This window comes from Erythrobacter oryzae (assembly GCF_030271515.1).
GTDB classification, from domain to species: Bacteria; Pseudomonadota; Alphaproteobacteria; order Sphingomonadales; family Sphingomonadaceae; genus Erythrobacter; species Erythrobacter oryzae.
Genome location: NZ_JASCXI010000004.1, coordinates 320315 through 344628 on the forward strand (window position 1 = coordinate 320315; position 24314 = coordinate 344628).

General features: G+C 67.9%; 20 protein-coding genes. 10 read left to right on the plus strand and 10 right to left on the minus strand.

The genetic code is table 11. The features are described 5' to 3' along the window. Positions 1-23: 23 nt before the first annotated feature. Positions 24-2186 (minus strand): 1,4-alpha-glucan branching protein GlgB, encoded by a 2163-nt coding sequence (glgB, locus tag PFX90_RS14135; protein ID WP_285713217.1) that lies wholly within the window; start codon positions 2184-2186, stop codon positions 24-26. Beyond that, a complete protein-coding gene (locus PFX90_RS14140) occupies positions 2183-4666 on the minus strand; it encodes a glycogen/starch/alpha-glucan phosphorylase (RefSeq protein WP_419180104.1) in 2484 nt (827 codons plus the stop codon). Before PFX90_RS14140 ends, glgB begins: the two co-directional genes overlap by 4 nt. Before the next feature lie 160 nt (positions 4667-4826). Between PFX90_RS14140 and malQ the strand changes: the two genes are divergently transcribed. Beyond that, a complete protein-coding gene (gene malQ, locus PFX90_RS14145; RefSeq protein ID WP_285713219.1) occupies positions 4827-6812 on the plus strand; it encodes a 4-alpha-glucanotransferase in 1986 nt (661 codons plus the stop codon). A gap of 28 nt (positions 6813-6840) precedes the next feature. Here malQ and PFX90_RS14150 read toward each other — a convergent pair whose 3' ends face one another. Next, a complete protein-coding gene (locus PFX90_RS14150) occupies positions 6841-8265 on the minus strand; it encodes a carotenoid oxygenase family protein (RefSeq protein ID WP_285713220.1) in 1425 nt (474 codons plus the stop codon). A 13-nt stretch (positions 8266-8278) separates the two neighbouring features. Next, positions 8279-8758 carry a DUF2141 domain-containing protein gene (locus tag PFX90_RS14155; protein WP_285713221.1) on the minus strand — a complete coding sequence of 160 codons (480 nt, stop codon included), beginning with the start codon at positions 8756-8758 and terminating at the stop codon, positions 8279-8281. 116 nt (positions 8759-8874) lie between these two features. On the opposite strand from PFX90_RS14155, the gene PFX90_RS14160 reads away from it, so the two are divergent. From PFX90_RS14160 to PFX90_RS14180, 5 genes are all read left to right on the plus strand, one after another. Continuing rightward, positions 8875-9735, plus strand: a complete 861-nt coding sequence (locus PFX90_RS14160) for a LytTR family DNA-binding domain-containing protein (protein ID WP_285713222.1) — start codon at positions 8875-8877, stop codon at positions 9733-9735. Positions 9736-9872: 137 nt separating this feature from the next. Continuing rightward, entirely contained in the window at positions 9873-10697 is an 825-nt protein-coding gene (locus PFX90_RS14165) for a metal-dependent hydrolase (protein WP_285713224.1), read from the plus strand. A 16-nt stretch (positions 10698-10713) separates the two neighbouring features. Continuing rightward, the gene (locus PFX90_RS14170; RefSeq protein ID WP_285713225.1) at positions 10714-11259 is read left to right on the plus strand and encodes a 2,4'-dihydroxyacetophenone dioxygenase family protein; all 546 of its coding nucleotides are present in this window, start codon (positions 10714-10716) and stop codon (positions 11257-11259) included. Positions 11260-11277: 18 nt separating this feature from the next. Next, a complete protein-coding gene (locus tag PFX90_RS14175; RefSeq protein ID WP_285713226.1) occupies positions 11278-12294 on the plus strand; it encodes a zinc-binding dehydrogenase in 1017 nt (338 codons plus the stop codon). Continuing rightward, on the plus strand, positions 12291-13172 hold the full coding sequence (locus PFX90_RS14180) for an alpha/beta fold hydrolase (RefSeq protein ID WP_285713227.1): 882 nt from the start codon (positions 12291-12293) through the stop codon (positions 13170-13172). The genes PFX90_RS14175 and PFX90_RS14180 overlap by 4 nt, the downstream gene beginning before the upstream one ends. Before the next feature lie 31 nt (positions 13173-13203). On the opposite strand, the gene PFX90_RS14185 is transcribed toward PFX90_RS14180, so the two are convergent. From PFX90_RS14185 to PFX90_RS14210, 6 genes are all read right to left on the minus strand, one after another. Next, the gene (locus PFX90_RS14185; protein WP_285713228.1) at positions 13204-13998 is read right to left on the minus strand and encodes an alpha/beta fold hydrolase; all 795 of its coding nucleotides are present in this window, start codon (positions 13996-13998) and stop codon (positions 13204-13206) included. Continuing rightward, positions 13998-14453: a MaoC family dehydratase gene (locus PFX90_RS14190; RefSeq protein WP_285713229.1), complete on the minus strand. Its 456-nt coding sequence runs from the start codon at positions 14451-14453 to the stop codon at positions 13998-14000. The genes PFX90_RS14185 and PFX90_RS14190 overlap by 1 nt, the downstream gene beginning before the upstream one ends. Before the next feature lie 97 nt (positions 14454-14550). After that, positions 14551-16713: a TonB-dependent receptor gene (locus PFX90_RS14195; protein WP_285713230.1), complete on the minus strand. Its 2163-nt coding sequence runs from the start codon at positions 16711-16713 to the stop codon at positions 14551-14553. Positions 16714-16828: 115 nt separating this feature from the next. Then, positions 16829-17614, minus strand: coding sequence for an enoyl-CoA hydratase/isomerase family protein (locus PFX90_RS14200; protein WP_285713231.1), 786 nt, complete (start codon positions 17612-17614; stop codon positions 16829-16831). Continuing rightward, on the minus strand, positions 17611-19221 hold the full coding sequence (locus tag PFX90_RS14205; protein ID WP_285713232.1) for a class I adenylate-forming enzyme family protein: 1611 nt from the start codon (positions 19219-19221) through the stop codon (positions 17611-17613). Before PFX90_RS14205 ends, PFX90_RS14200 begins: the two co-directional genes overlap by 4 nt. An 82-nt stretch (positions 19222-19303) precedes the next feature. Beyond that, positions 19304-19945 carry a TetR/AcrR family transcriptional regulator gene (locus tag PFX90_RS14210; protein WP_285713233.1) on the minus strand — a complete coding sequence of 214 codons (642 nt, stop codon included), beginning with the start codon at positions 19943-19945 and terminating at the stop codon, positions 19304-19306. Positions 19946-20051: 106 nt separating this feature from the next. On the opposite strand from PFX90_RS14210, the gene PFX90_RS14215 reads away from it, so the two are divergent. From PFX90_RS14215 to PFX90_RS14230, 4 genes are all read left to right on the plus strand, one after another. Then, positions 20052-21257: an acetyl-CoA C-acyltransferase gene (locus PFX90_RS14215; protein ID WP_285713234.1), complete on the plus strand. Its 1206-nt coding sequence runs from the start codon at positions 20052-20054 to the stop codon at positions 21255-21257. 7 nt (positions 21258-21264) lie between these two features. Continuing rightward, positions 21265-22275 carry an NAD-dependent epimerase/dehydratase family protein gene (locus tag PFX90_RS14220; protein ID WP_285713235.1) on the plus strand — a complete coding sequence of 337 codons (1011 nt, stop codon included), beginning with the start codon at positions 21265-21267 and terminating at the stop codon, positions 22273-22275. Positions 22276-22288: 13 nt separating this feature from the next. Continuing rightward, the gene (locus PFX90_RS14225; RefSeq protein WP_285713236.1) at positions 22289-23209 is read left to right on the plus strand and encodes an SDR family NAD(P)-dependent oxidoreductase; all 921 of its coding nucleotides are present in this window, start codon (positions 22289-22291) and stop codon (positions 23207-23209) included. Between the two features lie 75 nt (positions 23210-23284). After that, the gene (locus tag PFX90_RS14230; protein WP_285713237.1) at positions 23285-24256 is read left to right on the plus strand and encodes an oxidoreductase; all 972 of its coding nucleotides are present in this window, start codon (positions 23285-23287) and stop codon (positions 24254-24256) included. The last annotated feature ends 58 nt before the right edge of the window (positions 24257-24314 follow it).

The following is a 24314-nucleotide window of genomic DNA, read 5'->3' on the forward strand; positions in this document are numbered from 1 at the left end:
CCAGAGTTGGTTGTTGTTGTGTGTTATCCGGTGAATTGCAGCATTATCGTGGCAAGCGGCGGGAGCACGATGTTGGCTCCGCCGCCCGATGCAGTGACCTGCCCCATGTTGCCCTGCCCGCTGCCGCCGTAGATCGCGGCGTCGGAATTGAGCACCTCGGCCCACACCCCGTCATGCGGCAGCGGCACGCGGTAGTGGCTGTGGAGCGCGGGTGTCATGTTGGCGATCACCGCCACCGGCGCCTCGCCGGGGGCCTTGCGCAGCCAGGCGAAGACCGAGTTGTCTGCATCGTCGGCGATCAGCCATTCGAAGCCCTCGCCCTCGCAATCGCGCGCGTGGAGCGCGGGCGTCGCGCGATAGAGGCGGTTCAAGTCGCGCACGAGGTCGGCGACGCCGCGGTGGGCGGGCGCGTCCATCAGCTCCCAGTCGAGGCTGCGCTCCTCGCTCCATTCGCGGCGCTGGGCGAACTCCTGCCCCATGAACAGGAGCTTCTTGCCAGGGTAACCCCACATCATCGCGTAGTAGGCGCGCAGGTTCGCAAACTGCTGCCAGTCGTCCCCGCTCATCTTGCCGAGGATCGTGCCCTTGCCGTGCACCACCTCGTCATGGCTCAGCGGCAGGACGAAATTCTCGGAGAAGGCATAGACAAGGCCGAAGGTGATCTCGGCGTGGTGGTATTTCCGGTGGATCGGATCACGCGCCATGTATTGCAGCGTATCGTGCATGAAGCCCATGTTCCACTTGAACCCGAAGCCGAGCGCCGTGCGCGGGCCTTCGTCGAAAGCGGGCTGCGAGACTCCGGGCCATGAGGTGGATTCCTCGGCGATGGTCATCACGCCTGAGTGCGTCCCGTAGAGCGCCTTGTTGGTGGCGCGCATGAACTCGACCGCCTCCCAGTTCTCGCGGCCGCCCTCGGCATTGGGGATCCACTCGCCGTCCTTGCGGGAATAGTCGCGGTAGAGCATCGAGGCGACCGCATCCACGCGCAGCCCGTCGACATGGTATTGCTCGGCCCAGAACAGCGCGTTGTTGACGAGGAAGCTGCGCACTTCCTTGCGCCCGAAATTGTAGATCGCGGTGTTCCAGTCGGGGTGGAACCCGAGGCGCGGGTCTTCGTGCTCGTAGAGCGCGGTGCCGTCGAAGCGGGCGAGGCCGTGCTCGTCGACGGGGAAGTGCGCGGGCACCCAGTCGATCAGCACGCCGATCCCGGCGCGGTGCGCGCCGTCGACGAAGCGCGCGAAACCCTCGACATCGCCGAACCGGGCCGACGGGGCGTAGAGCCCGGTGGTCTGGTAACCCCAGCTGGGGTCATAGGGGTGCTCGGAGACCGGCAGGAACTCGATATGGGTGAAGCCCATGTCGGCAGCATAGGGGATCAGGCGCGCGGCCATTTCGTCCCAGGTGAGGAACCAGCCGTTATCATCGCGCTGCCACGAGCCGGGGTGGACTTCGTAGATCGATATGGCCTCGCGCCGGGGATCGACGCTGGCCCAGTGCTGGCGGTGGGCATCGTCGCCCCATTCGCGCTTGCCGGGCTTGGCGACGATCGAGGCGGTCTTGGGGCGCAGCTCGCTGGCGAAGGCGAAGGGATCGGCCTTCAGGGGTTGCACTGTGCCGTCGGGGCCGGTGATGCGGTATTTGTAGGCCGCGCCCTCGCCGATGTCGGGGATGAAGATCTCCCACACCCCTATATCGACGCGGCGGCGCATCATGTGTGCGGCAAGATTCCAGCCGTTGAAGTCACCGACGAGGGTCACGCTGCGCGCATTGGGCGCCCACACCGCGAAGTGGACGCCGCTCGCGCCCTCATGCTCGATCACATGCGCGCCGAGCTTGTCGAACAGGCGGAAATGCGTGCCCTCGGCGATCAGGAAATCGTCCATCGGGCCGAGCACCGGGCCGAAGGAATAGGGGTCGGTCACCCACCACTCCGCGCCGTTTCCCCGACAGCGGTAGCGAACCGGCTTGGGCTTGCCCCTGAGCTTGCCCTCGAACAGCGGACCATCGACCCGCGTCATCTTGCCGAGCCGCCCGCCCTTAAGCGAGAACGCCTCGGCCTCCTCGGCCCCGTGCAGGATCGCGCGGGCAAAGGTGCCTTCGGGGCCATCATGCGGCCCGAGCAGCGAGAAGGGATCGGCGTGCGAGCCGTCCAGCAGCGCAGCGAGGGCCTCTGGCGGCGGCTTCACTTCACGCCCCAAATCTCACGCGCATATTCGCCGATGGTGCGGTCGGACGAGAACCAGCCGACATTGGCGATGTTCATGATCGCCGACTTGCGCCAGCCTGCGCGGTCCTCCCACCGCGCATCGACGTCGCGCTGGGCGGCGGCATAGGCATCGAAATCTGCCGCGACCATGAACCAATCGGAATTATAGAGCGCGTCCATCAGCCCGGCATAGCGCGCCGGATCGTCGGGGCTGAACACCCCGCTGGAGATGGCGTTGACCGCCTGGCACAATTCGCGGCTGCCCTCGATCACCTCGCGCGGGTTGTAGCCCCCGGCGCGCTTGGCGGCGACTTCTTCGGCGGTGAGGCCGAAGATCACGATGTTCTCGGGCCCGACATGCTCCATGATCTCGATATTCGCGCCGTCCAGAGTGCCGATGGTGAGCGCGCCGTTGAAAGCGAACTTCATGTTCCCCGTGCCCGAGGCTTCCATCCCTGCGGTCGAAATCTGCTCGCTGAGGTCGGCCGCCGGAATGATCCGCTCGGCCAGGCTGACGTTGTAGTTGGGAACGAACACCACTTTCAGCATCTCGCCCACGGAAGGATCGGAATTGATCCGCCGCGCGATATCATTGGCGAGTTTGATGATGAGCTTGGCGTTGTGATAGGTCGGCGCGGCCTTGCCGCCGAATATCTTGACCCGCGGCACCCAGTCACGCTCGGGATGGCTGCGGATCTGGTCGTAGAGCGCGACTGTCTCGATCAGATTGAGCAGCTGGCGCTTGTATTCGTGGATACGCTTGATCTGGACGTCGAACAGCGCGTCGGGATCGAGCCGCAAGCCCGTCATCTCGCGCAGGTGGTTGGAGAGGTCGACCTTGTTGGCGCGCTTCACCTCGTCGACCCGCTCGCCCAGCGCCGCATCGCCTGCCATCGCGGCAAGTTCGGAGAGCTTCTCCGCATCGGCGATGAACTCGCTGCCAATGGCCTCGCGCACCAGACTGGTGAGGCGCGGGTTCGACTGATGCAGCCAGCGGCGCGGGGTGACGCCGTTGGTCTTGTTGTTGATCCGCTCCGGATAGAGCTTGTGGAGATCGGCGAAGACCGTCTCCTTCATCAGCCCCGTGTGCAGCGCCGCCACCCCGTTGATCGAATGCGCGCCGACGAAGGCGAGGTTCGCCATGCGCACGCGGCGCTCGCCATGCTCGTCGATCAGCGAGATCGCGGCGATCGCGGCATCGTCCATCCCCGCGCGCCGCGCCTCGCGCAGCACCTTGGCGTTGATCGCGTAGACGATCTGCATGTGACGCGGCAGCAGACGTTCGAACAGCGGCAGCGGCCAGCTTTCGAGCGCCTCGGGCAGCAGCGTATGGTTGGTGTAGGCGATCGTCGCGCGGGTCACGTCCCATGCCTCGTCGAAGGTGAGGTGATGCTCGTCCATCAGCAGGCGCATCAGCTCGGCCACCGCGACCGAGGGGTGGGTGTCATTGAGCTGGATTGCGGCCTTGTCGGGCAGCGTGCGCACGTCGCCGCAATACTGGACGTGGCGGCGCACGATGTCCTGGATGCTGGCGCTCGAGAAGAAGAACTCCTGCCGCAGCCGCAGCTCCTGCCCGGCGGGGGTGGAATCCGCCGGATAGAGCACCCGCACCAGCGTATCGGCCCGCACCTGCGCGGCGAGCGCGCCCGCGTGGTCGCCCGCGTTGAAGGCGGCGAGCTGGATCGGGTCGAGCGCGTTGGCGGTCCACAGCCGCAGAGTGTTCACCCGCTTGCCCTGCCAGCCGACCACCGGCGTATCGACCGCAGTCGCCTCGATCTTCTCGGCCGGAGACCAGCGGATCGCGCCCTGTTCGCTCGTCACCTCCCCGCCGAAGCCGACGAGATAGGAGCTCTCGCGCCGCTCGAACTCCCACGGGTTGCCGTGGGCGAGCCAGGTCTCGGGCAGCTCGACCTGCCAGCCATCGTCAATGCGCTGGCGGAACATGCCGTTGATGTAGCGGATGCCGTAGCCGAAGGCGGGGATGTCGAGGCTGGCGAGGCTCTCCATGAAGCACGCCGCGAGCCGCCCCAGCCCGCCATTGCCGAGCGCGGCGTCGGGCTCGAGCTCCTCGAGCCGCGCCAGATCCATGCCGTGTTCCCGCAGCGCCTGCTCCATCTCGCGCGTGACGCCGAGGTTCGACAGCGCGTCGCGCAGCAAGCGGCCAATCAGGAATTCGAGGCTGAGGTAATAGACCCGCTTTGCCCCCGTCTCGTGCGCCGCCGAAGTCGAGGCGAACCAGCGGTCGATGATGTCGTCGCGCAGCGCGAGCACGCTCGCTTCGTACCAGTCATGCGGCTTGGCGGCCTTCTCGGTCTTGCCGACGCGGTGCCGCAGCGCGCCCATGATGCGCGCATCGAGATCCTGGGACTTGCCTTCGGGGCGGTTGGTCACGCGGGCCACACTCCTTGGTTGAACCAGCGGGGGAGGAGCGTGCCCGACGGATCCTTCGCCGCCACCCATACCCCCCGGCAATGGATTGCACACTAATCAGGTGCGCCGCATTGCAGCAATCGAAGATGTGGCCTGACATTCCTATTCATGCGCCGAATTGGCAAATGCGCGGCCGCCAAGGCTTGCCAGACGGGGCCAAGCGCCCGATGCGTGGGGCCAGGAGGCGGCGATGGACCGATTGCACGCGCTGGCTGAGGCGGCGGGGGTGGCCCGCGAGTGGACCGATGTCGAGGGCCGGCATCAGGTCGTGACCGACGACGCGCTGGCGGCAGTGCTGACGGCGCTCGGGCACGAGGCGGCGAGCGAGCGGCAGATGGTGCGCAGCCTCGCCGTGATCGACGAGCAGCGCCGGGGGCTCGCTGCCATGCTGGTCGCCGATTGCGGCGGGGCGATCACCCTGCCCTTCCCCGTCACGCACGCCGAAGCCACCGGGGAAGACGGCGGCACCCGCGCGCTGGCGGTGGAGGGCGACCGGCTGATGGCTCCGCAGGCGCCGGGCTATTACGACCTGGCGGTTGGCGGGCGCACGACGCGGCTTGCGGTGGCCCCGGCGCGCTGCCCGCTGCCGCCGCAGCCCGGGGGCGCGCGGCCGTGGGGGGTGTCGGTGCAGATCCCAGCGCTGCGCGGTGCGCGCCCTTCCCCCTTTGGCACCTTCGGCGAACTCGCCGAGGCTGCGCGCGCCTTCGCTGCGGGCGGCGCGGATGCGCTGGCGATCAATCCCGTCCACGCGCTGTTTCCCGGGCATGGCAAGGGTTACAGCCCCTATTCGCCCTCGAGCCGCCTGTTCCTGAACGGCGCGCTCGCCGACCCGGTACTGGCGGACCTCCCGCCCCTGCCCGCCGACGAAGACTCCCCGCCGCTGATCGACTGGGCCGAGGCCTTGCCGCGCCGCCTCGCCCAGTTGCACGGCGTGTTCGCCGCACTCGACCCCGCCCGCCGCGCCGCCTTCACCGCGACCGACGAACCGATGCTGCGCCGCCACGCGCTGTTCGACGCGCTCGACTGCCATTTCCGCGCGGCCACCGGCGCGCATGGCTGGCGCGACTGGCCCGCCGCCTATCACGACCCTGCGGGCGAGGCCGCGCTCGGCTTTGCTGCCGCGCACGCGGACGAGATCGCCTTCCACCTCTTCGTCCAGTCCCTGACGCGGGCAGGGCTCGATGCCGCACAGGCCGCCGCCACGGGCGCTGGCATGGCCATCGGGCTGATCGGAGACCTCGCCGTCGGTGTCGATCCCTCGGGGAGCGACGCCTGGTCGATGCGCCACGCGATGCTGGACGGCCTCACCATCGGCGCGCCGCCCGATCCGCTCGGGCCGCTGGGGCAGAACTGGTCGATCACCGGCTTCTCGCCCGATGGCCTGCGCGCGAGCGCTTACGAACCGTGGATCGCCATGATCCGCGCAGGCCTCGCGAGCGGCGGGGGCCTGAGGATCGACCACGCCTTCGGCCTCGCCCGGCTCTGGGTGATCCCCGAGGGCGGCGCGACGCAGGACGGGGTCTACCTTGCCTACCCCTTCGAAGACCTCATCCGCCTCGCCACCTTGGAGGCGCACCGTGCGGGGGCCTTCATCATCGCCGAGGACTTGGGCACCGCCCCTTACGGTTTCACTGGCGCGGTCACTTCGCGGGCGATGCTGGGGATGCGGGTGCTGTGGTTCGAGCGTGCCGCCGATCACGGCTTCATCGGCGCAGGCGACTACGAGCCGCTCAGCGCCGCGATGAGCGGGACGCACGACACCGTCACCGTCGCGGGCTGGTGGCGCGGGCGCGATCTCGACTGGGCGGAGACACTCGGCCGCCTGCCCGAAGGGCTCACCCGCGCCGAGGCCGAAGCGATCCGCGAATGGGACCGGGGCCTCTTGTGGTCGACCCTAAATCACACCGCACCGCGCCCCGCTCCCGACGACCCCGCACCGGTGGTCGATGCAGCGATTGCCCACATCGCGCGCACGCCCTCGGCGCTCGCGCTGGTGTCGCTCGAGGACATGCTGGGGCTCGAGGAACAGCCCAACCTGCCCGGCACCGTCGAGACCCACCCCAACTGGCGCCGCCGTATCGCCATCGCCGCCGGGGAGCTGCACGAAGACCCGGAGGTCGCACGCCGCTGCGCGATCCTGACGGAGACGAGGGCGCCCGGCGGCCCGGAAGCCTAACCCGGCTTTGCAAGGCAGCGCATTCGGCTCACCCCACCCAGCTGCCATGGAAGGACAGCGGCAAGGCCACCTCGCTGCGCCATGAAACAACGGGGCCATCGGCCACGCGGCGGGCGTCGAAGACGTGGAGTTCGCTTGCGCCTGCCGCAAGGTTGAGCGTCGTGCCGATCAGGTGATCGCCCGCGGGGACGAACTCCTCGACCAGCTGCTGCGCCCCGAAGTCGAAGCGGTCGGCGGTCCCCCTCTCCCAGTCCCAGATCCCGACCGCGCGGGCGAAGGGCCGCTCGTTGCTGTAGTCGCCGACGAACACCGTCTTGCTGCGCTGAAGGCCCGCGATCTCGGGGGCGGCGCGGGGGAATTCGGCGGTGACCCCGGCCGCAGAGAGGTCAGCGCGACCGTCGGGACGCAGGGTGACGAGGGTCAGCGCGGGCATCTCGCTGTGCTCGCGCCGCCCCTCGACCAGCGCTGCGGCGCCGAGCACCGGAAAGGCCGGGTCCTTGTGGAAGCACCCGTCGAAGCGGATCGTGCCGTCCGCATCCTCCCACGCATCGCCCAAGTGGAAGAAAAACAGCGGCGGCAGTTCGTATTCGCGGCGCTTGGTAAGGTCGTCCTTGTCGATCACCAGCACGCGGCTCCCGCGCTCGGGCTGCCATTCTAGGCTGCGCAGGTAGGGCACATTGGGCGAGGTCTGCACCCAGGGCTGGCACAGGATCACGAGGTGGCGCGCCGTGGCGGTGAAATCGTGCATGTAGCTTGCCATCGGCAGGCGGATGGTCTGGCCCGCCTCGAACTGGCCATTCGCGGAAAGCCGCCAGATGAAGGCATGATCGCCGCCCGATCCGATGTTCCAGATGCGGCCCGAAGGCTCGATGCGGGGGTGGGCGAGGAAGGGCATCTGCGCGAGGTCCGGCCGGAAGGTCACCGGCCCGCGCGTCGCCAGCGTCTCGGGGTCGAGTGCGAAGGGCGATCCGGCCTCCCACAGCGCCAGCAGCTGGCCGCCCGCGGCAATGACATGGGTGTTGGCTGCGTTGGCATCATCCGGCCCGCCGAGCTCGTTGCCGGGGCGCGGCGGCGTGCCGAAGCCGGGCTGGACGATCGCGCCCAGCCGCTCCTCGAGCCGCCGCTTGGGCGTGTCGACGAAGCGCGCGGCGAGGCTCGCGCTGTCGCCCTTGATACGCCATGCACGCACCAGCCCATCGCCATCGAACCAGTGCGTGACTGCGCTCGCCCCGCGCCGGAAGCGCGCGGGGCCGTTGCGGTAGAGCGTTCCGGCCGGAGCGGGCGCCTTGCCGTGGAGCCGGGTGAGCGGCTGCGGGGCGATGTCGCCCATCACGTCGGTGAGGCCCAGCGTCCAGTCCGCAGCGGGCTTGACCTGCGCAGCGAGCATGGAGGGCATGGCGGCGGCCCCGGCAGCAAGCATCCCGCGGCGGAGCAGTTCACGGCGGTCGAGCATCTTTCTTGCCCCTTTACTTGATGGTGATGCGGATGGTGTTCGCCCCGGCGACGACCGGGAAACGCGCGGCCTCCCAGCGCGGCGGGCCGCCCTGCACCTTGGCGTTGTTCGAGAAGGCATAGGGCTCGAGCGGCATGCCGAAGGGGTTGGTGCCCATCTTGCCGTCGCTGTCGATGTCGTGGAACGCCTTCACCGCATAATCGCCCGGCGCGAGGCCCTCGAAGCTGGCGACGGCCGTCGTGCCATCGACCGGGACCGCGGCGACGCGCACCGGAGCGCCGTTCTGGTCGTGCGCCGCGGCATTGTCGAAGACGCTCAGCATGATCTGGCCCTTGGGGGTCTCGATTCCTTCGAAGCGGATCGCCAGGCTTGCGGCCGCAGCCCGCGCGACCGACGGCGAGGGAGCACCCGGGTCATTGATCGAGATCGCGCACCCGCCCAGCGGCGGCGCGGCGGCGGCGATCAGCAGCGGGGTGACGAGGCGGAAAGTCATTGGTCGGTTCTCCTTGATCCCGGCCCTTGCGAAGCGGGCCTTGCGAGACCCCCGATGCCCTCGCTAAGGCACGGCGTCGCGGCCACTTTCGCAAGCTGCGCCGCCGGATACGCGAGATGAACCCGCCTGCATTTCACGCTTCGCCAAATGCACATCCGCTGCGCGCCCGCGCGCTGCGCGGTCTGGGAATCGGGCTGGCCGCAGCGGTGGTGCTGGCGGTGCTGGGGGCGATGAACACGGGGCAGGCGCCCTTCGGCTACCGGCTGCTCTACTGGGCGAGCGTGATCCTGCCCGGCTCGCTGCTAGGGATCGCCGTGCAGACCGCGGTGAGCGCGTGGGGAGCCTTGAACGGGCGGCGCTGGACCGAGATCGCGGTGGTCGCGCTGCTGGTATCGGTGCCGCACACCTTCATGGTGATCGTCGCGACCGCGCTGTTCTTCGGGCTCGACGCGATCACGCCGGGGGTGGTGGTGTTCTTCGGCCTGACGGTGCTGATGGTGGCGCTGGTGCTGACCACGATCAACCACCTTGCCGTGCCGCCCGCGGCAGAGCCGGCCTATCCCTCCCCTCCCGCGGTGCCCGCCGCCGCTCCGGTCAATGCGGCTGTGCCGGAGCACCCCGCAGCCGATGCGGCGCCATCCCTCCCCGTGCTGCCAGAGCTGCCCGAACTCATCGCCGAGAAGCTCCCCGTGCGCCTCAGGCAGGCGCGGCTGATCGCGATCGAGGCCGAGGACCACTATTTGCGCATCCACACCGATGCCGGAAGCGACCTCGTGCTGATGCGCATGACCGACGCCTGTGCGCTACTGCACGAGGCGGCGGGCGTGCGGGTCCACCGCAGCTGGTGGGCAGCGCGGGCCGCGGTCGAGACGCTGGCGCGGCGCGAGGGCAAGGCCGAACTGACGCTGCAAGGCGGGCTCACCGTCCCCGTCAGCCGCGCCATGCTGGCCAGCCTTCGCGACCAGGGCTGGGGCTAGCCCCGCCCGGCGACATTGTCCCCCTGGCCCCGGCGATGCGTTTCATCATTCGGACGCCACGCACCCGCAAATTGCGTTGCCAATCACTGAACATATGTTTAGTTTGACGCCAAAGAATCACGCGTCGGAGAGCCCTGATGGAAGAAATGACGATCCGGCGGATGGAGTTTGCCTTCCGCCCCGACATGGATCTGGTGTTCGTCAAGGACGATCCCGAGATGTCCTTCATGTTCCTCGGCGCGTGGATGATGCTCCCCTATCTCGAGCCGTTCCTGATCCGCACCATGCGCGACGCGCTGCCGCTGATCCGCGATCCGCAGATCAAGGAAGACCTCAAGCGCTTCTGCGCGCAGGAGGGCGAGCACTACAAGCAGCACGCCCGCGCCAATGAACTCATCCGCGCGCTGCACCCTTCCTACGAAGCGCTGCTACCGCTGGAGAAGGAGCTTGATGCCGAACTCAAGGCCTTCACCCGCGACAAGCCGCTGAAGTTCAAACTCGCCTACGCCGAAGGCTTCGAGAGCATGACCAGCGCCATGTCGCGCGCGCAGTTCGAAGTGGGGCTCTATGACCGCACCGACAGCCCGCTGGCAGACCTTGCCAAGTGGCACGTGATGGAGGAGCTCGAGCACCGCACGGTTGCCTTCGACGTCTACGAACATATCGTCGGCAGCTGGTTCTACCGCATGAAGCAGAGCCTGTGGTCGCAGAAGCACTACATGGGCTGGGTGAAGCGCTTTCAGGCGGTGCTGGTCGCGCCGCAGGGCGAGCTGTTCGCGGCCTACAACACCCCCGAGATCGCCGCGCGCCGCAAGGCCTTCAACAGCCATTACCTGAAGCGCGGCATCCCCCGCGTGCTGGCGACCTATATGCCCTGGTACAACCCCGCCAAGGTCGACCTGCCCGAGCAATTCCAGACCGCGCGCGAGCACTATTCGCGCACCGCCCTCACCACCGCCTGAGACGACGGACACACCCATGGAACAGACTCCGATTGCCATTCCGGCCGCCCTGCAGGAATTCCTCGCCCGCGTGATGGCGCGGCCGATCGTGCCGACCCATTCCGACCAGCAGACCATGCATGTCGGTGCGGACGAGCTGCCGTGGATGGAGGCGGGCGACGGCAGCGCGCTCCAGCTGCTCCACGTCGATCTCAACCAGAACCTGTGGGTCTCCAAGTCGCGCATCCCGCCGGGCTACCGCGTGCCGACCCACTACCACACCGGCCTCGTCTTTGCGGTGACGCTGCAGGGGCGCTGGTTCTATGCCGAGACCCCCGAGGCGGTGAATTCGCCCGGTTCCTACCTGTTCGAGCCCGCCGGATCGCTCCACACCCTGTGCACGCCCGAGGATCAGGATGGCGACACCATCGCCTGGTTCGCGATCTACGGCGCGAACATCAATGTCGACGGCGAACACAAGATCACCTCGATCATCGACGCGCGTGCAGCGCTGGAACTCTACACCGGCTATTGCGAAGCGCTGGGCCTCGATACCTCCAAGCTGATCGTCACGGGGGCCTGAGCGATGCGCGCGGCTGTGATGCGAGACCGGGCCTTCACCATCGAGGACCGGCCCATGCCCGTCCCCGGCCCGGGCGAGGTGCTGCTGCGCACCCGGCTTTGCGGGATCTGCGGTTCGGACCTCCACCAGTTCAAGCACGCCCGCGAGATCGACGCGACCGCCCGTGCGCTGGGGGCACCGGGGCAGGATCTCGACAAGGGCATGGTGCTGGGCCACGAATATGTCGGCGAGGTGGTCGCCTTCGGGCCTGATACGGCGCAGGCGTTGGCGGTGGGTGACCGGGTGGTCTCGGTTCCCTTCCTGCTGCGCGACGGCGCGCCGGTGCCGATCGGCGCCAATGTCGAGGTCGACGGGGCCTATGCCGAATACTTCCTCGGCACCGAGGCACTGCTGCTCAGGATCCCCGAAGGTGTCCCCGATGCCGCCGCCGCGCTGGTCGAGCCGCTCGGAATCGCTGTCCACGCGGTCGCCAAGTCGGTGCTGGGCGAGAGCGACATGCCTTGCGCGGTGCTCGGCTGCGGGCCCATCGGGCTTGCGATTATCGCGGTACTCAAGATGCGCGGCGTCACCAACATCGTCGCCTCGGACTTCTCGCCCAAGCGGCGCGAACTCGCCAGGCAGATGGGGGCGAGCGAGGTCGTCCACCCTGCCGAACGTCCCGTGTTCGAGGCGCTGGGCCTCGCCGCGCCCGCCATCGTGTTCGACTGCACCGGCGTGCGCGGGGTGCTCTCGCAGACGATCAACACCGCGCCGGTCGGCTCGCAGATCGTGGTCGCCGGTATCCCGCAGGGCGAGGACAGCTTCAACCCGATGGTCGCCATCGCCAAGGAGCTGAACCTGCAATTCGTGCTCTACTACACCCCCGCCGAATTCGCCGAGGCGCTGGTGGCAGTGGCCGAGGGCGAGATCGACTGGCAACCGCTGGTGACCGGCACGGTCGGGCTCGAGGGAATCGCCGAGGCCTTCACCGCGCTCGAAGACCCCGAAAGGCACGCCAAGATCATGATCGACCCCTGGAGCGACGCGCGGCTGTGACACCGGAGACGCTGACCCTCACCCATGCGGGTCTCGCCTTCACGGCCCATGCGGCAGGCGCGGGGCCGGTGGTGCTGATGCTCCACGGCTTCCCCGATACGCCCGCCACCTTCGCCCACCAGCTGGGCGCGCTGGCCGAAGCGGGATATCGCCCTGTTGCGGTGACGATGCGGGGCTACGAGCCATCGTCACAGCCCGAGGACGGCGATTATCACGCTGTGCGCATGGCCGAGGATGTGACGGCCTTCGCCGCCGCGCTCTCGGATGGGCCGGTGCATCTGGTCGGCCATGATTGGGGCGCGAACATTGCCTATGCCGCCGCCAGCCTTGCGCCAGAACGCTTCGCCTCGCTGACCACCATCGCGGTGCCCCACCCCGTCCGCTTCGGCGAGGCTTTTGCCGCCAATGCCGAACAGCAGGCGCGCTCGGCCTATATCCTCGCCTTCCAGACGCCGGGGTTCGAGGAGCAGATCATCGCCGATGACTGCGCCTATCTTGAAGCCCTGTGGCGTGCGTGGTCGCCCGGGTGGGACATTCCTGCGCAGCTGCTCGCGGCGATGAAGGCGACGTTCCGCCAGCCCGGCGTCGCGCGCGCGGCGCTCGAATACTACCGGCAGGCCTTCGATGCCGTCTCGCCCGCCGCGCAGGAAACCGCCGCGCTGCTCACCCGCCCGATCACCGTCCCGACCCTCGGCATCTGCGGGGCGGAGGACCAGTGCATCACGCAGGACGTGTTCCTCGGCGCGATGCGCGAGAGCGATTTTCCCGGCGGGCTCGAAACCCGCTCCATCCCCGGCGCAGGGCACTTCTGCCACGCCGAGGCGCCCGAAGCGGTGAACGCGGCGCTGCTGGACTGGTTCGCGCGCCACCCGGCTTGACGCGTCGCCGCGTTGAGCGCGCGCTATCGTCTCAATTCGACCCGGGCGAGACTGCGTCGAGGAAGGCACGGAGTGCTGTGGCCGTTGCATCGGGCTGATCATTGTGCGCACAATGGCCGGCTCCGGCAATGATCTGCCGGATGGCGTGCGGGTGCTGCCTCATAAGCCCTGCCCACCCGGCATCGAGGCCCGGCGCGTTGGCATCCTTGTCCCCCCGCAGCAGCATCAGCGGCATGGCAAAGCGCTGCTCCGGACGCGGCACAAAGCTCTGGAACAGCGCGTCGCTGATGGCGAGGAACACAGGCTTGGTCGTGCCGCCCAGCGCGCGCAGCACCTCTGCCTGGCCTTGCGGTGTCGCCGCGCAGGCTTGCGCGAACTGGCGGCAGAGGCGCTGCCAAGGCAGCAGACGCCATGCGGCCAGCAACGCGGCGCGCTGCACCGGACCGACCGGCGCAGGCTGATGGAATGGCGCAAAACACCCGTAGGCGACCAGCGAGAGCACCCGCTCCGGCGCGCTCGCGGCAAGCCACTGGGCAACCAGACCGCCAAAAGAAAAGCCGACGAGGTCGGCCGCTTCGATCCCGGCGGCATCCATCGCTGCAAGGCAGCGCTGCGCCATGGCGGCGGGCGCATAGTCCTCGGCTGGCGGCGTTCCGCCATGGCCGGGCATGTTCCACACAAGCACGCGGCGCTGCCGGGCCAGCGCATGGGCAAGCTCCAGCATATTGGCAGCATCGAGCCCAAGGCCGTGGCACAGCACCACCGCCGGCGCATCGGGCGGGCCGAAAGTCTCGAACAGCCGCGCCGGGGCCGCCCCTTGCGCCATCAGCAGAATTGCATCCCCAGCCAGTCGGCGATCAGCGCGGGCTTGTCCTGCCCCTCGATCTCGACCGTCACTTCGGTGGTGACGAGATAGCGCCCGCCGCCCTTTTCCTCGAACGCCTTCAGCCGGTGCCGCGCGCGGATGCGGCTGCCCGAGGGGACGGGCTGGAGGAAGCGCACTTTCTCGAAGCCGTAGTTCACCCCCATCTTGATCCCCTTCAGCACGATGGCGCCCTCGGGCTGCATCGATGCAAGCAGCGACAGGGTGAGAAAGCCGTGGGCAATCGTGCCGCCGAAAGGCGTGGCGGCCGCCGCGACCGGATCGACGTGGATGAACTGGTGATCTTCCGTCACCTCGGCAAAGGCGTCGATCCGCGCCTGGTCGACGCGCTTCCAGTCCGAGGCGCCCAGATCGGTGCCCACCAGCGCGGCGGCGGCTTCAGGGTCAAGCAATTGCATGGGGGACTCCTCGATATGCGTGACAGGCAGGCAAAAAGGCAGCGTCAGACTGCTGGTCCGACGCTGCCCCAGTCCGGTTCATGGGAAGGCGAACCGATCAGAAGTCGATGGCGAAGCGCGCACCGATCCGGCGCGGGAAATTGGGCTGCACGCCCAGCGGCCCGTTGACCACCGCCACACGGTTGTTGGTGAGGTTCTCGGCGAAGACGAACAGCTTCCAGCCGCCCTTCTCCAGCCCCGCGCGCAGGTTCAGCTCATCGAGCTGATCCGAGGCAAGGCCGCTCGAATCGAGCTGTTCGGCGCGGTAGACATAGCCCGCCGAAAGGCTCGCCTTCGCGTCCCACGCGGCGATGTCCCAGCGATAGCTGGCGCTGAGGTTGAGGCTGCTGTCGGGCACGCCGGGGATCGGCGATCCGGGCGCGGCCAGCGGGTTGAAGGCGACGATCGCGGGCAGCACCGAGGTGAACTCGCTGTCGTTGATGTTGCCCACCGCCTGGAGCTGGAACCCGCGCACCGGCTCGAGCGTCAGGCCCAGATCGATCCCCCGGCTGCGCGCGTCGCCGCCGTTGGAGAGGGTCGCAACCCCGGTGATGGTGGTCTGGAGCTGGATGTTGGTCCAGTCGATCGTGTAAGCGGCAATATCGAAGGTGATGAGCCCATCGGCAATACGCCCCTTGGTTCCGATTTCGTAGCTCCACACCACGTCCGGCTGAATATCGGTCGGCACCGTCACACCCAGCGCCGCGCTTGCCGAGGCGGCCTGCGCCGGGGTCTGGAACGATCCGCTGCGGAAGCCCTTGGCGATGTTGCCGTAGACCAGCACATCGTCGGTCACCTTGAACGACAGGTTGAAGCGCGGATTGAAGGTGTCGAAGGTCGCACCGTCAGCCGGGGCGGCGGTGTTGGTGTAGCGATCACGACCCGAAGTGGTTCGCTTGTCCTCGAAATAGCGGCCGCCCACGGTTGCCACCAGACGCTCGTCGAACAGGGCATAGGACAGCTCGCCGAAGATGGCGAAGGCTTCGGTTTCGATCTTGCCGGTCGAATTGATGTTGAACGGCGGGAAAGGGGCAGCGCAGGGCACGATCAGGCCGAGGCAGATGTCGCTCTCGATCTGGCCGTTGCTGTAATAGCCGCCGACGAGCCAGGTGAAGGGCCCGTCGCCATTGGAGGCGAGACGGATTTCCTGCGTGAAAGCGGTGGTGTCGAAGCGGGAATCGTTGCGCAGGATGCCGCCCGCGAGGAACGAGGCGTCGAAATCGAGCACGGAGTCGATGTAGGATGTCGAGCTGGTCAGCTTCGCGCCGCCCAGATCGGCGTTGATGACACCCGACAGCAGCGTGAGGTTGGTCTTGATGTAGTTCGGGCGGTTGTCCGGCCCGGTGGTGTCGTTGAAGCGCGGCGGATCGACATCGTCCATCGCGTTGCGGAAATCGAGCGTGTTCTCGACCCGCCATGCGCCCAGCTCGACCTCGACCGCATCGCTCACCCGGATGCCGAGCTTGCCGCGGATGTTCCACGATTCCTGATCGTTGACATTGCGGCGGGTGACATTGAACCCGCCCGCGCCGTCCGAGCGCGCCAGATCGGCAAAGCCGCCGACGGATTCGTAACCGCCGCTCACCCGCAGCGCGATCTTGCCCTCGGCAATCGGCACGTTGACCACGCCGTCGACGGCGTAGCTGCCCTCGCCCCCGGCGGTGGTCGAGCCTTCGATCTGCGCGCGGCCGAGCACGTCGTCGTAATCCGGCGCGGCGGTGATCATGCGGATCGTCCCGCCCATCGCGCCCTGCCCGTAGAGCGTGCCCTGCGGGCCACGCAGCACTTCGACCCGCTGGAGATCGAACAGCCGCGCAGGAGGCGCGAGCTGGAGGTTGGGCACGCTGAAGGGCACGTCGTCGACATAGTAGCCGACGGTCGCATCCCCCGTGGTGCCGCTGGCGATGCCGCGGATCTGGATCGTCTCGAAACCCGGCGCGGTGCGCGAGACGCTGGAGGCGCCCGGGATCGCTTCGATCAGGTCGTTGAGTTCCTTGGTGCCCTGTTCCTCGAGCTGCTCGCCCGAGATTGCCTGGATCGCGAGCGGCACATCGGTCAGCGCCTGTTCGCGCTTCTGCGCGGTGACGATGATTTCGCCGGGCTCGCTTTCGTCGGCACCGGCATTGTCTTGCGCAAGGGCCGGCGCGGCGCACAGCGCCACCGCGAGCGCGGCCATGCCGGCACTGCCCTGCAACGGACGTGAATTGTTCAAGCGAGCCATCGGTGATCCTCCCCTCGAGATGCGCGGCGCCGGTTCGTGCGACCGGTCGTCCGCAATGCGCTATCGCTAAACATATGTTCAGTCCGACGCAAGATCAAACTGAACATATGTTCTGTCATTCCCCGGTGAAGTCCGGCGGGCGCTTTTCGAAGAACGAGGCCACGCCCTCGCGGAAGTCGGCCGTTCGGGTGGCGAGCAACCACTGGTCGGCATCGGCGTGCATCACCGCCTGATCGAGTGCGCCGGCATAGGCATTGGCGCTGCGCTTGATCATCTGCACCGCGATCGGGGGGAGCGCCGCGTATTTGTGCGCCAGCGCCTCGGCCTCGGCGGCGAGCTCGGTCTCGGGCACCAACCGGTCGAAGAAGCCCCAATCGCGCATGGTCTCGGCATCGAACAGGTCGCCGGTCATCACCATGGTCTTGGCGCGCGAGAGACCGACGGTCTGGATCGCCAGCGGCAGGGCATGCCACATCAGGTTGATGCCGAGCTTGACCTCGCCATACCCGATCCGCGCGCCCGGTGTGCCGAGGCGGAAGTCGCAAGCCGTGGCGATGCAGGTCGCCCCGCCTGTGGCGATCCCCTGCATCGCGCAGATGACCGGCTGATGGATCTCGCGGATTGCCCGCATCAGCAGCGCGCCCGCTTCGGCGGTGCGGCGCAGGTGGACGGTGGGAGGCGCCTCGCCGCCCATCTGGCTGATATCCGCGCCCACCGAGAAATGCGCCCCTTCGCCCCGGATCACCACCGCGCGGATGTCGGGCTCGTCGCGCAAGCCCTCAGCGATGGCGCGCAGCCGCAGCAGCATCGCCGGGGTGAGAGCATTGCGCTTGTCGGGCCGGGCAAGGACGATCGTGGCAATCGCGCCTGCGCGCTCGATACGGATGTGCTCTTCGCTCATGCTGCGGCCTTTTCCTCGAGGCGGCGCTTGAGCGCCTGCTTGTCGATCTTGCTGTTGGGAAGCTTGGGCAGTTCGGGCTCGAAGCTGAAGCTCTTGGGGATCTTGTAGTTGGCGAGCCGGGCCTTGAGAAAGTCCTTGAGCGCCTCGGCATCGAGCGCCGGATCGCTGGTCTCGATGAAGGCGTGGCCGACCTCCTGGAACACCGGATGGGCGACCGGCAGCACGGCTGCCAGCGTGACCGCGGGATGCTCGTTCAATGCCAGTTCGATCTCGACGGGATAGATGTTGTAGCCGCCCGACTTGAACATCTCCTTCAGCCGTCCGACGAAGGAGATGTTGCCGTCGGGCTGCTCGACCCCGATGTCGCCGGTGCGCAGGTAACCGTCGGCGGTGAAGGCCTCGGCGGTGGCTTCGGGGCGGTTGAAATAGCCGCTCATACAATAGGGTCCGGAGACCTGGATTTCCCCCGCAGTGCCCGGAGGCAGGGCCTTGCCGTCGGCATCGCCGATCCGGATCGTGGCTCCGGGCAAGGCGCGGCCGAAGGTCTCGGCCATGATCTTCGGGGACGCGCCGTCATCGGTCGAAGTGACGATTCCGCAGGTCTCGGTCTGGCCATAGACGTTGTACATCTTGACGCCGGTTGCATGGACGGGCTTGAGCAGCGCCTCGGCGGTCGCGCCGCCGCCGAACACGATCAGCCGGTACGACCCGAGCCGCACCGCGCCCGCGTCGCCCTGAGCGGCGAGCATCGCGAAACTGGTGGGGCTGGCGACGAGGTAGGTGAGCGCCTCGCGCGCGGTGATTTCGGCGATGGCGGGAAGATCGACCCGGTGGTGGAACACGATCTTTCCGCCATAGGCGAAGACGTTCATGCACACGTTGTTGAGCGCGCCCACATGGTTGATCGGGGCGACGCTGATCGTGCTCTCCAGCCCGTCATCCATCCAGCACAGGTTGCAAAGCGCCGCCGCCATGATCGCCCGGTGCGAGAGCATCGCGCCCTTGGGCTTGCCGGTGGTACCTGAAGTATAGACGATCACGGCGATGTCCTCGGGATCGACCGCGGCGCGCCGGGCGGCTAGATCGACGTCGGCCACGCTCTCGCCACCCGCGAGGAAGGCGGCGAAGCTCTCGGCCCTGCCAGTGGGCGCCCCGAAGCTGACGAAGCGTTCGACCGCGGGGCCGACCTCCTGCAATTCGGCGCCATAGGGGCGGCCTTCATATTCGCTCACCGTGAACACCAGCCGCGGGGCCGCATCGGCGAGCAGATAGGCATATTCGGGCAGCTGGTAGCGCGGGTTGAGGCCCATCCACACTGCGCCCACCGAAACGCTGGCGAGATAGGTCAGCCAGAATTCGAGACTCGGCGGCACCATCGTCGCGACACGGTCGCCGGGGCGGATGCCTGCGGCGATCAGCCCGCGCGCGATGGCATCGACCTGCGCGGCAAGGTCGGCATAGGTGAGGCGCGTGTCGCCATCGACCGCCGCTGTCTGACCCGGGATCGCCGCCGCATGGCTCGCCAGCAGGTCGTGGATGCGGGTGCAGGCCAGCTGGCGTGCGTATTTGGTCTGGTTGGCTGCCCAGATGTGCTCGATCGGCTGCATGGCCCGTCCTTCGCTTGGAACCCCTCGCGGTGCATCATAAGCGAAAGTGCAGAGACTGAGCAATTGTTTAGTTTATGGAGGCCTACTTGTCTGGCCGCACGCCGCGGTAGATCAGGTCGATATAGGCCTTGTGCCGCCGCCGCCACAGCTCGCGGTCGAAGCCCGATTTACCGAGCACCCGCTCGACATAGGGCTCGAGCAGCAAGGTGCCGAGTTCGAGATACATCACCAAGAGCGGCAGCCACAGCCGGTCGACATCCGGGCGGATATTGCCGTCGGCGTCCGAGCGGTCCACCGCCGTGCGCGCGACGTTGTAGAAGCGGTCGAACAACCCTGCCCCCCAGTCCGATCCCTCGAGCAGCGCGCGGCGCATATAGGCCTTGGTGAGATCCCAGTCGTCGATGTGGCGATTGATCCAGTTCTCCGTGAATTCAACCGATTGCGCGATGCCTTCGTCCGCGTTGGCGGGTGCGGGGCGCTGTTCGAACAGCACTTCCTCGAACTGTTCGATGAAATAGCGGTCGACCGCCTCGCGCAGGCCCTCCTTGGAGCCGAAATGGTGGTTGATGAGCCCGACCGAGACATCCGCCGCCGCCGATATGTCGCGTACGGTGATCCCGTCATAGCCCTTGTCGGCGAACATCCGCATCGCGACCTTGATTAGCCGCAGCTTGCCGTTCGCCTGTTCGGCGGGTTTCGCCGATTTTGCTGCGCGTTTCGCCATCACTGTCCCTCCAAGCCCGCACCGCCCTAGCACGCTGAACAGAATCGGGCCACAGCTTGCACTATGCTGAACATTTGTATAGCTACCTCCGCAAAGGGAGAGCCGCATGACCGACATCGCCATCGTTTCCACCGCCCGCACCGCGCTCGCCAAGTCGGTGCGGGGGAGCTTCAATGCCACCCATCCGATCGTGCTCGCGGGCCATGCGCTGAGCCACGCGATGACGCGCGCGGGCGTCGATCCGGCCGAGGTCGAGGATGTGATCCTCGGCGTGGGGATGCCCGAGGGGGCGACGGGCTTCAACATCCCGAGAAACGCCGCGATCAAGGCGGGCTGCCCGGTCTCGACCAGCGGGGTGACGGTCAACCGCTACTGTTCTTCGGGGCTTCAGGCGATCGCCTTCGCCGCCAACCGCATCCTTGCCGAAGGCGTGCCGGTGATCGCGGCGGGCGGTGTCGAGTCGATCTCGATGGTGCAGCTCTCGGGTCACATGAACATGCACGGCGCGGTCGAGCCGGGGCTGTTCGCCAGCCACCCGGCGCTGTGGATGAGCATGATCGAAACCGCCGAGATCGTCGCCGAACGCTATGGCGTGACCCGCGAGGCGCAGGATCAATACGCGCTCGAAAGCCAACAGCGCACCGCCGCCGCGCAGGCCTCGGGCAAGTTCGATGACGAGATTGTGCCGCTCACCACCACCTGGAAATCGCTCGACAAGGCGACGGGCGAGACCACCGATGTCGAGGTCACTGTCTCTCGCGACGAGTGCAACCGGCCGGAGACGACGCTCGACTCACTCGCCGGACTTAAGCCGGTGCTCAGGAACGGCATGACCATGGCCGAGGGCAAGACCGTCACCGCCGGCAATGCCAGCCAGCAATCGGACGGGGCGAGCGCGGTGGTGATGATGTCGGGCGCCGAAGCCGCGCGGCGAAACATCGAGCCGCTCGGCTTCTTCCGCGGCTTTGCCACCGCGGGCTGCGAGCCTGACGAGATGGGCATCGGCCCGATCTACGCCGTCCCGCGGTTGCTCGAACGGCACGGCCTCAAGGTTTCAGACATCGGCCTGTGGGAGCTGAACGAGGCCTTCGCCAGCCAGGCGCTCTATTGCCGCGACACGCTCGGGATCGATCCGGCGCTCTACAACGTCAACGGCGGGTCGATCAGCGTCGGCCACCCCTATGGCATGACCGGCGCGCGCTGTGTCGGCCACGCGCTGATCGAGGGCAAGCGGCGCGGGGCGCGCTATGCGGTGGTGACGATGTGCGTGGGCGCGGGGATGGGCGCGGCGGGCCTGCTCGAGATCGCCTGAGGCCATCATGGCGCGCGTGCTCGTCACGGGAGGGCCGGGGTTCATCGGGCGGCGGGTTGTCGCGCGGTTCCTTGCGGCCGGGTGGGATGTCACCAGCTTCTCGCTCCCCGGAGAGGCGCCGCCTTCTGCGTGGGGCACGCGCGTGCGCATGGCCTATGGCGACCTTGCCGACCGGGCGGCGGTCGAAGACGCAGCGCAAGGGTGCGACCTCGTGATCCACCTCGCCGCTCCCGTCGGGGTCGCGGGCCGCTACCAGTGGCAATGGGACGTCATCGCCGAGGGCACCCGCAATGTCTGCGAGGCCATTGCGGCCGAGGGGGGGCGCGCGGTCGTCGCCTCCTCGATCGCGGTCTACGGCACGCTGATCCAGACGCAGGTCTGCCGCGAGGAGGACGGCCACGGGCCGTGGGCGGGCGCCTATGGCCGCGCCAAGCAGGGGCAGGAGATCGTCGCCAGCGAAGTCGCAGAGCGCACCGGGATGCCGCTGACGCTGATCCGTCCGGCCAATGTCTACGGCCTTGGCGGGGCGAGCGCTTGGGGTGACCGGCTGCTCGAAGCCATCGCGGCAAGCGGCGGGGCGGTGTTCGGGGATGCGGAAGCCAACGACGCTGGCCTTGTCCATGTCGAGAACCTCGCCGACGCGCTCTTCCTCGCCGGAACCCGGCCCGAAGCATCAGGGCGCACCTTCAATGTCTGTGACGCAAACGGCGTCACCTGGCGGCGCTTCATGGACGACATGGCGGCCGTGGTCGGCAAGCCCCCGCCCCCGATGATCCCGCTCGATGCGGCGCTGGCGGTGGTGGCGGCGAATGAGGAACCGGCGAACCTCGTCGAACCGCGCGATCCCGCCCTGCCTTCAATGGAGGGGCTCAACCTCGTGGGCTTCTCCAATCGCATCGACGCGGGCGCGATCCGCCGCGAGCTCGGCTGGGCCCCGCAGGTGACTTACCCCGACGCAATGGCCGCCATCGCCCGCGAATGGGCGGCGCGGACACCCCTCACCCCCTCAGAACTTTGACCGGAGAGCAGCAATGACCATCAGATTCGACAACCGCGTCGCCATCGTCACTGGCGCAGGCGCAGGCCTCGGACGCAGCCATGCGCTGGGGCTGGCCGCGCGCGGGGCGAAGGTGGTGGTCAATGACTACGGCGGCGGCTCCGGCCCCGATGGCGGAACCTCTGCGGGGGCGGAAGAGACCGTCGCCCTGATCCGCGCCGCTGGCGGCACCGCGATGGCCCACGGCGCCGACGTCGCCAATCCCGAACAGGTCGCCGACATGGTCGCCAGGGCGGTCCGCGACTGGGGGAGCGCCGACATCCTCGTCAACAATGCCGGGATCCTGCGCGACACCAGCTTCGCCAAGATGACGCTGGCCGATTGGGAGGCGGTGATCCGCGTCCACCTCACCGGCTCGGCGATCTGCACCATGGCCTGCTGGCCGCACATGAAGGCGGCCAACTATGGCCGGATCGTGATGACCAGCTCGTCCTCGGGCATCTACGGCAATTTCGGCCAGTCGAATTACGGCGCGGCCAAGATGGCGGTCGTCGGCCTGATGAACGTGCTCCACATCGAAGGCGCGAAGAACAACATCCGCGTCAACACGCTCGCTCCGGGCGCGGCGACGCAGATGACCCGCGACCTGCTGCCGCCCGCCATCGTCGCGCTGATGGAGCCCGAGGCGGTGACGCCGGGGCTGCTCTACCTCGTCAGCGAGGACGCGCCCTCGCGCGTGATCCTCGATGCGACCGCCGGCGGCTTTGCCCGCACGGTCATCATGGAAACCTCTGGCATCTACCTCCCGCCCGAAGACTGCACGCCTGAGAACGTCGCGGCGCAGTTCGCCGCGATCAGCGACGTGAGCGGGGCCGAGGCCTACGAACAGGGCGGACAGCAGGTAACGAAGTTCATCACCAAAGCCGCGACCGCGCTGGGCGTCAGCCTCGGGTGAGCGCAGGCGGCGCGGCTTTACGCCGGATGCGCGCCGTGCAAAGCTTCGGGCTCTGGAATAAAGGGGAGAGGGCCCATGACCACACCGCAGGAACCGATCGCATCGCCTTTCGGATACCGCTCGACCGCGCTTGAGGTGACCAGGGGGATCGATCTTTCGGGCAAGACCGCGTTCGTCACGGGGGGCTATTCGGGCCTTGGCACCGAAGTGGTCCGCGCGCTGGCCGCAGCAGGCGCGCGCGTGCTGGTGGGGGCGCGGCGGCCGGACAAGGCGGCCGAAGACCTCGCCGATGTGGCGGGGGAGGTCGAGATCCTCGCGCTCGATCTTGCCGATCCGGCCTCGATCGACGCGTGCGCCGCGCAAGTGACGGAGCGCACCGGACCCCTGCACATCCTCATCAACAACGCCGCGATCATGGCCTGCCCGCTGGCCCGCGATGCGCGCGGGTTCGAAAGCCAGTTCGCGGTCAACCACCTCGGGCACTTCCAGTTCACCGCGCGGCTCTGGCCGCTGCTCAAGGCTGCCGGGGGTGCGCGCGTGGTGTCGGTCTCCTCGATCGGCCACCGGCTCCATGGACTGGTGCTGGAAGACCTCCACTTCGAACATCGCCCCTATGACAAGTGGCTCGCCTATGGGCAGGCCAAGTCGGCAAATGCGCTGTTCGCACTTCATCTCGACACACTGGGCCAGGCCCACGGCGTGCGCGCCTTCGCGGTGCATCCCGGCGGCATCGCCACCCCGCTCCAGCGCCACCTTACGATGGACGAGCAAAAGGCGATGGGCTGGTACGACGAGGCCGGCACCCTGAACGCCATGTTCAAGACCCCGGCCGAAGGCGCTGCGACATCGGTCTGGTGCGCCACCTCGCCGCTGCTCGAGGGCATGGGCGGGGTTTACTGCGAGGATTGCAATATCGGCGCGATGGCCGGAGACCCGCCACCGCGTGCGAGCGGCGTGTGGCCGCATATTCGCGATGCAGACCTTGCCGCAGGCCTGTGGGCGAGGTCCGAAGCGATGACCGGTGCTGCTTTCGGGAGCGAGCATTGAGCCCGCTGATGACTGCAAGCGGGCGGACAACTGCCTGACCGGCTTTGCGTGATCGGCT

Coding starts and splice junctions, on each gene's coding strand:
- PFX90_RS14220 (WP_285713235.1), top strand. CDS start 21,265: ATGGCGCGCGTGCTCGTCACGGGAGGGCCGGGGTTCATCGGGCGGCGG.
- PFX90_RS14215 (WP_285713234.1), top strand. CDS start 20,052: ATGACCGACATCGCCATCGTTTCCACCGCCCGCACCGCGCTCGCCAAG.
- PFX90_RS14230 (WP_285713237.1), top strand. CDS start 23,285: ATGACCACACCGCAGGAACCGATCGCATCGCCTTTCGGATACCGCTCG.
- malQ (WP_285713219.1), top strand. CDS start 4,827: ATGGACCGATTGCACGCGCTGGCTGAGGCGGCGGGGGTGGCCCGCGAG.
- PFX90_RS14155 (WP_285713221.1), bottom strand. CDS start 8,758: ATGACTTTCCGCCTCGTCACCCCGCTGCTGATCGCCGCCGCCGCGCCG.
- PFX90_RS14170 (WP_285713225.1), top strand. CDS start 10,714: ATGGAACAGACTCCGATTGCCATTCCGGCCGCCCTGCAGGAATTCCTC.
- PFX90_RS14225 (WP_285713236.1), top strand. CDS start 22,289: ATGACCATCAGATTCGACAACCGCGTCGCCATCGTCACTGGCGCAGGC.
- PFX90_RS14210 (WP_285713233.1), bottom strand. CDS start 19,945: ATGGCGAAACGCGCAGCAAAATCGGCGAAACCCGCCGAACAGGCGAAC.
- PFX90_RS14195 (WP_285713230.1), bottom strand. CDS start 16,713: ATGGCTCGCTTGAACAATTCACGTCCGTTGCAGGGCAGTGCCGGCATG.
- PFX90_RS14200 (WP_285713231.1), bottom strand. CDS start 17,614: ATGAGCGAAGAGCACATCCGTATCGAGCGCGCAGGCGCGATTGCCACG.
- PFX90_RS14150 (WP_285713220.1), bottom strand. CDS start 8,265: ATGCTCGACCGCCGTGAACTGCTCCGCCGCGGGATGCTTGCTGCCGGG.
- PFX90_RS14140 (WP_419180104.1), bottom strand. CDS start 4,666: ATGGGTGGCGGCGAAGGATCCGTCGGGCACGCTCCTCCCCCGCTGGTT.
- PFX90_RS14165 (WP_285713224.1), top strand. CDS start 9,873: ATGGAAGAAATGACGATCCGGCGGATGGAGTTTGCCTTCCGCCCCGAC.
- PFX90_RS14205 (WP_285713232.1), bottom strand. CDS start 19,221: ATGCAGCCGATCGAGCACATCTGGGCAGCCAACCAGACCAAATACGCA.
- PFX90_RS14185 (WP_285713228.1), bottom strand. CDS start 13,998: ATGGCGCAAGGGGCGGCCCCGGCGCGGCTGTTCGAGACTTTCGGCCCG.
- PFX90_RS14160 (WP_285713222.1), top strand. CDS start 8,875: ATGAACCCGCCTGCATTTCACGCTTCGCCAAATGCACATCCGCTGCGC.
- PFX90_RS14190 (WP_285713229.1), bottom strand. CDS start 14,453: ATGCAATTGCTTGACCCTGAAGCCGCCGCCGCGCTGGTGGGCACCGAT.
- PFX90_RS14175 (WP_285713226.1), top strand. CDS start 11,278: ATGCGAGACCGGGCCTTCACCATCGAGGACCGGCCCATGCCCGTCCCC.